The organism is Xenococcus sp. PCC 7305 (genome assembly GCF_000332055.1).
Taxonomy (GTDB): Bacteria; Cyanobacteriota; Cyanobacteriia; order Cyanobacteriales; family Xenococcaceae; genus Xenococcus.
In genome coordinates, this window is record NZ_ALVZ01000041.1 from 1 (window position 1) to 7,776 (window position 7,776).

Here is a 7,776-nt window from a genome sequence, read left to right on the forward strand (position 1 = left end):
AAGGGATAAGTTAGAAGTAGTTTTATCCTTCTGCCCTCTCTCTTGGTGAGCGTTCCCTTGCGCCTGACGGCGGCGCGGGGTCTCACCGCTGCCCTCTGCCTTCAAGGGCGAAGCACCGTTAAACAGGATACTATATTAAAATTTCAACTTTAAGATTATGTCTTCAAAAGATACAGACTTTCCCTTTGCCAATAGTTGGTTCCGTGTGGCTACTAGTCAAGAACTATCGACTACAAAGGTTATTCCTCTTCATTATTTCGACAAAGATTTTGTGCTATTTCGCAATGCGCAAGGTCACCCCTGTATTCTCGATGCCCATTGCCCTCATCTAGGAGCACATTTGGGCTATGGGGGAAAAGTTCAAGATGGCATTATTCGTTGTCCCTATCATGGTTGGCTTTGGGATGAGGAAGGTCATTGTGCTGGCATTCCTTATAGCGACAAATCTCCCCAGGTAAAAATTGCTAATTATCCGGTTACAGAAATCAATGGATTAATTATGATGTACTATCATCAGCAAGGTGCATTACCAACTTGGCAGATTCCGCCAATTCCCGAGTGTAATTCGGCAGAATGGACTCCACTACGTCTAGTTCGTCGGTGGACAACTCGCACAGATCTCAAAAATTATCTAGATAACAGCATAGACGTTGCTCATTTACATCAGGTGCATAGTCAAACTTTTAAGGCTGCACAATCCGATTCAGTAGAGATCGAGGGTCCAGTTTTGACCCATAAAATGTCTCAGAAATATAACCTATCCTCCCTATCTTCTGGTGGATTGATCTCAGAGGATGGCAATGTGACTACAACCTACTACGGCGCCGGTTACGACGTTAGTTTTTACTGGACTCAAGGCAAATTTAAGCTCGGTTTATTGCAAATTTTTACAGGGACGCCGATTGATGGCGATCGCCTTGATATTCAGGTATTTTTCAGTGTCAAAAAAGTCTTGCCCGCTCCGCTAAATCAAATTGTGGCTGCTATGATGAGAAAAGATACAGAGACCACTTTCGAGCAAGATATGCCTATTTTGGAGAACAAGATTTATAAATCCCATCCTTTGCTGCTCGAAGAAGATGGCCCCATAGGACAATGTCGTCGCTGGGCAAGTCAGTTTTATGAATAAGAATCAATCAAATAAATGTTCAAATTCTTGACGTAAAGCCTCTAAATTAGCAACTCTGGCAATGATTAAGTTTTCATTATGGGCGTTGTCCAATTCCTGTTTCCATTGCCGAACTGAATCTTCATGACTCAGCCAGAAATTAATCATCGTCGCTACCACTTCATCCCAATTCCATTGTGGTTTTTGGGGAATCATTTTTGTTGACTCAATAAAGGCATCCAAGGTGCAGCAATAGCTTCCGATATAAGCTTTACTTCGTTGCGGATCGTTTTCTAGCTCTTGCTGATAGTTAAAAAACGCTAAAACAGGCTTCACACCAATAATTTCAAAACTATAAGACATGATATGTTTCTCAGCTAAAATTTATGAAAACAAAAAATTGGTAATTGCAATCACTTAATTTAAACTCTACATAGCTACTTATTTATTACTATTCCCTAAAATAGCAAAAATTTATCAGAAATTGCTTATTGAAAAGTTCAGCTAATTAGACAGCCCAAAATTCTCTACACGACTTGGCGAAACTGCGAGTCAAAGGTTTGAGGTTTTGGGTGTTAGATAAATCCCGCAAACCAATATTAGCTAGGAGATAGACCCTTCTCCGCTAGCCATTGAGGATTATACAATTTTGATTGATATCTGCCTCCTCCATCACAAAGAACTGTTACAATAGTATGTCCTGGCCCCATCTGTTTTGCCAAAGCCAAAGCTGCACCAACATTAATACCGACGGAGCCACCCATAAACAGACCATCTTTACGTAATAGCTGATAAACGACTCTGACGCATTCTTGATCATCAATTTGGATTGCATCGTCCAAGGGAACATCCTGCATATTAAGGGTAATGCGACTATTTCCAATACCTTCAGTGATAGATTTGCCTTCAGGTTTTATTTCACCTGTTTTGACATAACTATATAAACCACTACCCATAGGATCAGCAACTATGCATTTAATATCAGGATTTTTTTCCTTAAGATATAGAGAAACCCCGGCATAAGTTCCTCCTGTACCAGTTGCCGCCGTCCAAGCATCTATTTTGCCATTTGTTTGTTGCCAAATTTCGGCTCCTGTCGTTTCATAATGTGCCAGACGATTGGCCAAATTATCAAACTGATTTGCCCAGATAGCATTGTCCATTTCTTCGGCTAAACGTCCTGAAACCTTGACATAGTTCTCAGGGTTTTTATAAGGGACAGCTGGCACCGTACGAACATCTGCACCTAATGTTTTGAGAGTATCTATTTTCTCTTGAGACTGAGTTTCTGGAATTACAATCAGACATTTATAGCCTTTGGCATTGCAAATATGGGCTAGGCCAATGCCTGTATTGCCTGCTGTACCCTCGACTACTGTGCCACCTGGCTTCAGTAGACCCTTTTTTTCTGCATCTTCAATAATAAATAAGGCTGCTCGATCTTTTACAGAACCTCCTGGGTTAAGAAATTCAGCTTTGCCTAAGATTTCACATCCTGTCTCGTCACTAAAACTTTTGAGGCGAATGAGAGGAGTGTTGCCAATTGTCCCTACAAAACCGTTCTTAATATTCATTTCCCATAATAATATCTCTTTACATTCATTAGATTACCGAAAAACGGAGCATGCAAGCCAGAGGATTCGCACATGGGGATGAACGCCAGATTCATGAGCCTGATTCTTTTAGCCTGAATAGAGATGCATAACGATGAAAAGCCTAGATTACAGAACTAAAAGATAATCTTTTAAATTACGAATTAAATATTTATTGCCAGTTAAATATTTCTGAGTTATAAATGACTAAGCATACTATCTACAAAATCTATTCTAGATGCTTAAGTTTCCTTACCTAAAGTCACTCAAGACTTTAAAATTAAAACTTTCAAGGATTTCTCAAGCAACTACTCCTAGAAAGCCCAAATTAGTCAATAAGAATGTTGAAGAAAAATCAACAAAAATCATCAATTTAGCTGGCTATACTATCTTGTTCTTAGTCTTGTTAGACTATATATTCTTATTAGTTCCCGCTAATTTATTTGAGCCCAGTTGGACATATAATATATCGGGGAATTTGGTTGAAAATGTTTGGGCTTTTCTCTTAGGATTTTTATTGATTTTTTATCGTCGAGATCAAGGACTAATTAGACCCAGAGAATTTGCTTTTTTGTCTTTTCTTTCTTGGTTGACCCTTGCGATCGGTATCATTTATTTTTTAATCACTCCTTTGATTGTCGCTAACGCTTTCCGCATTAACCGCAGTCAACAAAATCAGGTGACAATTCGCATCGAGCAACAAGATTCTCAAGTTGAACGATATAGCCAGCAACTAAACGAAGCTAGCCCAGAACAAATAAATAATTTATGGCAAAACTACCAACAACAAGCCCCAAATCAAGAAATTGCTTCTGGACAACAATTCAAAGAAAACTTGTTGAGCGAAGTTAAACAACAACAAAAAATATCTCAAAATAAACTAAGAGATAGATCTAAAAAGCAAAAAATAGATCTGTTCAAGACTACAATTAAATGGTCACTTGGAGCAATGATTTCTAGCATATCTTTTATCTTAATTTGGCGACATACCAAATGGACAAGATTAGGTAATTAGTGACGCTGGGTGGAAGTAATAGGTAATAGGTAATAAGTAATAATTAAGTGGAACAACAAATTAGAATTAGATTTGACGACCATCGTTTTTGGCTATTAAGTATTGCTGGGTTACTAATGGCTTTTAATTGGTATTTTGTAGAGTATAATTTAGTTTGTTTAATTTATTGGTTTGCGGCGCTTTCCGTGACTTGGAAAAGATGTAATGATTATAATTTTGAGAGTGATATTTTTTCGACAATTATTGGTTTGATCTTGATTTTTTGGTTGCTATTTAGAGGATTAATAGCAGATAATCATACCGATGTCATTGCCCGTATGTATCCGTTATTTTCTGTCGCTGCTATTTTATTTTTATCAACTAGAGCAAGTAAAATTTTTCAGTACTGGCATGAGATATTGATTGTTAGCCTAACTGGAATTCCATGGGAACATATTTTTGCTATTTTATCCTTAACGGCAAAAATTTCTGTTCTCGATGCTAAAATTGCTCGACTTTTGCTTTGGTATATCGGATTTGATGTCTATCAACAAGATAATTTAGTTGTTTTACCCACAGGTTCAATCCAAATTGCAGGAGCTTGCTCAAGCTTCAATTTATTAGGGTTAATGTGGCAGTCTTGTCTAGTTATTTATCTATGTATTGCTCTTACAAAAAATCAACAATTCCTACTTTGGCTATGGGCAACTGTTATTGCTTTAGGAGTTAATAGTATTCGTCTTTGTTTAATGGCTCTGTTGATCGCGAATGATCAGCAGGCAGCTTTTGATTATTGGCATGGTAGTTCGGGAGCAGAAATTTTTACGACCATCGCTATCTTGTTATTAGCTTTAACTTATTGGTTATTAGTTGAGAATAAACCAAATTTTTTAAGTAATATATGAATTTACTGTACTGGCAAAAATTGAGACTTATAATCTTAGTTTGCTGCAACTTTACTGTTTTGGTGGCGCTAATATTTTTGGTGGCTAAACCTGAAAAAAATAGGCTTTCTCAAACTATTGCTGGTAAAGAATGGGAGCTAATTAAGAATAATAATATTCTGGTTAATGAAAGGCAAATAATAGGAAGAAAGTATCAAGAAGAAAAGAACCATGATTTGACCATAGAAATATACTATATTCCGAATAATCTTGTGGGCACCTCAGAAATTCTTGAGCAGTATTTAGATTTTGAGCCCAAACTAGAAACTTTAACTGTTCGTGAAAACAATAAAATTGGCCATTATGGTCTATTTTCTGAAGGAAACAGAGCTTATCTTACTACTTGTCTTCATTCGCGAGGAAAAACTGCTTTTACGAGTCAACAATTTGCCCAACTTGTTAATCATAATCTCCGCGATCGCTTATTCCCTTGGATCTTGGGTTTCTCCGACCTGCGAGATTGGAGTTGTTTTTGGGTTAAGATGTCTATCTCTTTGGACAATCTTACTGAAGAGGAAGCGGTATTTGCTTTACAACAAAATTTATTTGACTTGGTGCCGACGATGAAACTTGATTAGAAAATCATATAGAATAATCAGGTCGAGCGAAGTAATATAAGTGAGTCAGGATCATAACAAAGAGCAATTTGATATTTATTACAATGCAGGAAAAATAGCTTTAGAAAGAGGTAATTATCAACTCAGCGTAGAAAATTTGGTCAAAGCGATCAGGTTTATTGGTGCTGGTTCTCGATTGGGTGGAGAAGCCCAAATATGGTTAGTTACAGCTTATCAGGCGGCGGGACAACAGGAAGATGCGATCGCGCTTTGTGAAAAGCTAACAGTTCACCCTCATTTTAAGATTCGCGATCAGGCAAAGGATGTGCTTTATATCATGAAAGCTCCTAGACTGGAACGCCCTCAAGAATGGATGGTGGAAATACCTGATTTGACTACTGAAGAAAGTAGTAGTCCCCAGTACCTTACGACGAAACCAATAAAAAGTAATAACATTAAGAGGGGTAGAGTTGTGCCGGAAGTAGATCTTTCTCAGGTTGATACTAAAGATAACCAATTTATTGGTATCGCTTTGATAGTTATTCTTCTTTCTCTTGGCAGTCTCTTTTTTTTACAATAATTTTTTATTAATTTGACAATTATATCCGCTATGAACCATCAGCAATTAACCACAAATAATCAACAAGAGATCTATGATGTTGCTATAGTTGGAGGGGGAGTTTGTGGCACATCATTGCTTTATACTCTTAGTGAATATACTAATGTGGGCAAAATTGCCTTAATTGAAAAAGAAGCTGAAGTTGCTTTAATTAATTCCAACAAAAATAGCAATAGTCAAACGCTACATTTTGGAGATATTGAGACCAATTATACGATAGAGAAAGCTCGTAAAGTCAATCAGGCAGCTGTTCTGGTTAAAAACTATTTACTGCAAAATGATCTTTCCCAAGATATATATGCTAAGTATCACAAAATGGTCTTAGCTGTGGGCAAAGAACAAACTGCCAAACTCAAAGCCAGATATCAAGAATTCAAACAATTATTTCCTACCTTGCGGCTAATTGATAGACAGGAAGTGGCAAAACTAGAGCCATTAGTTTTAAAAGAACGACAAACCGATGAAGAGATCACGGCCTTATATACAGAAGAAGGTTACACCATTAACTTCAAAAAACTTTCGCAATCTTTTTTAGATAGGGCTGTTACTAATCAAGAAAAAACCATCAATGTCATGATGGAAACTAGGGTCACATCAATTACTAAACAGGATGACTATTACCTGATCCAAACTGACAAAAAAACTATTACAGCAAAAACTGTAGCTGTCGCGGCGGGAGCCCATAGCTTATTGTTGGCAAAATCTCTAGGTTATGGCAAAGACTTTGCTTTGCTGAGTGTGGCTGGTAGTTTTTATTTTGCTCCAGAATTACTTAATGGCAAAGTGTATACTGTTCAGCTAAAAAAATTGCCCTTTGCCGCAATTCACGGCGACCCTGAAGTTGACAATCAAAAGGTCACTCGTTTTGGCCCCACAGCAAAGGTATTACCAATGTTGGAGCGTCATAACTATGGGACTGTTCTTGAATATTTTCAAACCGCAGGACTGAGTGTTAAAGCGATCGCTAGTTTCCTCAAGATCTTGTCAGATTGGACTGTTCTTCGGTATATATTGCTTAACTTGCTCTACGATGTCCCGGCGATCGGCAAAAGATTATTTATCAAACAAGTCAAAAAAATTGTGCCATCTGTCAAACTTAAGGACTTAACTTTTGCCAAGGGTTATGGTGGTGTGCGGCCTCAAATAGTCAATCTAAACAGTAAAAGTTTGGAATTGGGTGAAGCCAAGATTTTGGGAGATAATATCATTTTTAATATTACCCCTTCCCCTGGAGCTTCTACTTGCTTACAAAATGCGAGCGATGATACAACTCGGTTGATTAATTTCTTGGGTCATAATTATCATTTTGATCAAGAAAAATTTCTCTGTGATTTGTCAGATAAGGTAGCTACCAAAATCAAAATTTAGATGACTTAAAATTGTTTATTCTTATATTATTTATTCCAGTCTCATAAACTTGAAATTATGAGATCGCCAGACTATTTTGTTTTTCCGGTAAAAATGCAGATGGAGCCAGACTAAAAAAAATACCCAATTCTTGAACATGCCGCAGGGTCAACTGCCGCTTACCATTTAAAATGTCTGAAACAATTGATTCAGTTTTAAAGATAGGGACTAGATCTTTTTGACGCAGATTCCTTTCTGCTATTAAAACTTTTAATAGTTCAACACCATAAATATCAGGCATTGGCTCATGAGCCTGTTCATATTCCCATACTAATACTCCTAAAACATTAAGATAATCAGATTCATCTTGATTTAATTCACCTTGATCCAGTAAACGATCTATTACCTCCTGAGTTGCTTCTAACTGCTGTTCATTAGTAATAGTACGGGGAGGAAACTCTTGTAGTAATTTTAGATATTTATTGATCATAATATTATTAGACCTCTTGCAAAAATACGAGTTTTGGTTGTTTCAGCGATTTTGACCAATCGCTATATACATTATGATTAGGGGTTTATAGAAATACCCTCAATTAATTATGCAAGAGGTCTATT

The 7,776-nt window shown here is 37.1% G+C and carries 9 protein-coding genes; 6 read left to right on the forward strand and 3 right to left on the reverse strand.

Annotation, left to right across the window (positions count from 1 at the left end):
• The first annotated feature begins 157 nt into the window (after nucleotides 1-157).
• Nucleotides 158-1,129: a Rieske 2Fe-2S domain-containing protein gene (locus XEN7305_RS00665; protein WP_006507376.1), complete on the forward strand. Its 972-nt coding sequence runs from the start codon at nucleotides 158-160 to the stop codon at nucleotides 1,127-1,129.
• Nucleotides 1,130-1,132: 3 nt separating this feature from the next.
• Here XEN7305_RS00665 and XEN7305_RS00670 read toward each other — a convergent pair whose 3' ends face one another.
• Together XEN7305_RS00670 and XEN7305_RS00675 are read right to left on the reverse strand one after the other, a co-directional pair.
• Nucleotides 1,133-1,471, reverse strand: coding sequence for a hypothetical protein (locus tag XEN7305_RS00670; RefSeq protein ID WP_006507377.1), 339 nt, complete (start codon nucleotides 1,469-1,471; stop codon nucleotides 1,133-1,135).
• 236 nt (nucleotides 1,472-1,707) lie between these two features.
• Nucleotides 1,708-2,682, reverse strand: a complete 975-nt coding sequence (locus XEN7305_RS00675; protein WP_006507378.1) for a cysteine synthase A — start codon at nucleotides 2,680-2,682, stop codon at nucleotides 1,708-1,710.
• Nucleotides 2,683-2,938: 256 nt separating this feature from the next.
• Between XEN7305_RS00675 and XEN7305_RS00680 the strand changes: the two genes are divergently transcribed.
• The 5 genes from XEN7305_RS00680 to XEN7305_RS00700 are packed head-to-tail and all read left to right on the forward strand — an operon-like array spanning nucleotide 2,939 to nucleotide 7,182.
• On the forward strand, nucleotides 2,939-3,715 hold the full coding sequence (locus XEN7305_RS00680; protein WP_006507379.1) for an HpsJ family protein: 777 nt from the start codon (nucleotides 2,939-2,941) through the stop codon (nucleotides 3,713-3,715).
• A 47-nt stretch (nucleotides 3,716-3,762) separates the two neighbouring features.
• Nucleotides 3,763-4,599, forward strand: a complete 837-nt coding sequence (locus tag XEN7305_RS00685; RefSeq protein ID WP_006507380.1) for an archaeosortase/exosortase family protein — start codon at nucleotides 3,763-3,765, stop codon at nucleotides 4,597-4,599.
• The gene (locus XEN7305_RS00690) at nucleotides 4,596-5,216 is read left to right on the forward strand and encodes a hypothetical protein (RefSeq protein ID WP_006507381.1); all 621 of its coding nucleotides are present in this window, start codon (nucleotides 4,596-4,598) and stop codon (nucleotides 5,214-5,216) included. The genes XEN7305_RS00685 and XEN7305_RS00690 overlap by 4 nt, the downstream gene beginning before the upstream one ends.
• 40 nt (nucleotides 5,217-5,256) lie before the next feature.
• Nucleotides 5,257-5,775 carry a hypothetical protein gene (locus XEN7305_RS00695; RefSeq protein ID WP_006507382.1) on the forward strand — a complete coding sequence of 173 codons (519 nt, stop codon included), beginning with the start codon at nucleotides 5,257-5,259 and terminating at the stop codon, nucleotides 5,773-5,775.
• Nucleotides 5,776-5,805: 30 nt separating this feature from the next.
• Nucleotides 5,806-7,182 (forward strand): FAD-dependent oxidoreductase, encoded by a 1,377-nt coding sequence (locus XEN7305_RS00700; RefSeq protein ID WP_006507383.1) that lies wholly within the window; start codon nucleotides 5,806-5,808, stop codon nucleotides 7,180-7,182.
• A gap of 55 nt (nucleotides 7,183-7,237) precedes the next feature.
• Here the strand turns inward: XEN7305_RS00700 and XEN7305_RS00705 are convergent, their stop codons facing one another.
• A complete protein-coding gene (locus XEN7305_RS00705) occupies nucleotides 7,238-7,651 on the reverse strand; it encodes a type II toxin-antitoxin system HigA family antitoxin (protein WP_006507384.1) in 414 nt (137 codons plus the stop codon).
• Nucleotides 7,652-7,776: the final 125 nt, after the last annotated feature.

What these genes read in the sequence shown, in the direction of transcription:
- XEN7305_RS00680 (WP_006507379.1), top strand. Translation starts at nt 2,939, where the DNA reads ATGCTTAAGTTTCCTTACCTAAAGTCACTCAAGACTTTAAAATTAAAA.
- XEN7305_RS00690 (WP_006507381.1), top strand. Translation starts at nt 4,596, where the DNA reads ATGAATTTACTGTACTGGCAAAAATTGAGACTTATAATCTTAGTTTGC.
- XEN7305_RS00670 (WP_006507377.1), bottom strand. Translation starts at nt 1,471, where the DNA reads ATGTCTTATAGTTTTGAAATTATTGGTGTGAAGCCTGTTTTAGCGTTT.
- XEN7305_RS00705 (WP_006507384.1), bottom strand. Translation starts at nt 7,651, where the DNA reads ATGATCAATAAATATCTAAAATTACTACAAGAGTTTCCTCCCCGTACT.
- XEN7305_RS00665 (WP_006507376.1), top strand. Translation starts at nt 158, where the DNA reads ATGTCTTCAAAAGATACAGACTTTCCCTTTGCCAATAGTTGGTTCCGT.
- XEN7305_RS00675 (WP_006507378.1), bottom strand. Translation starts at nt 2,682, where the DNA reads ATGAATATTAAGAACGGTTTTGTAGGGACAATTGGCAACACTCCTCTC.
- XEN7305_RS00700 (WP_006507383.1), top strand. Translation starts at nt 5,806, where the DNA reads ATGAACCATCAGCAATTAACCACAAATAATCAACAAGAGATCTATGAT.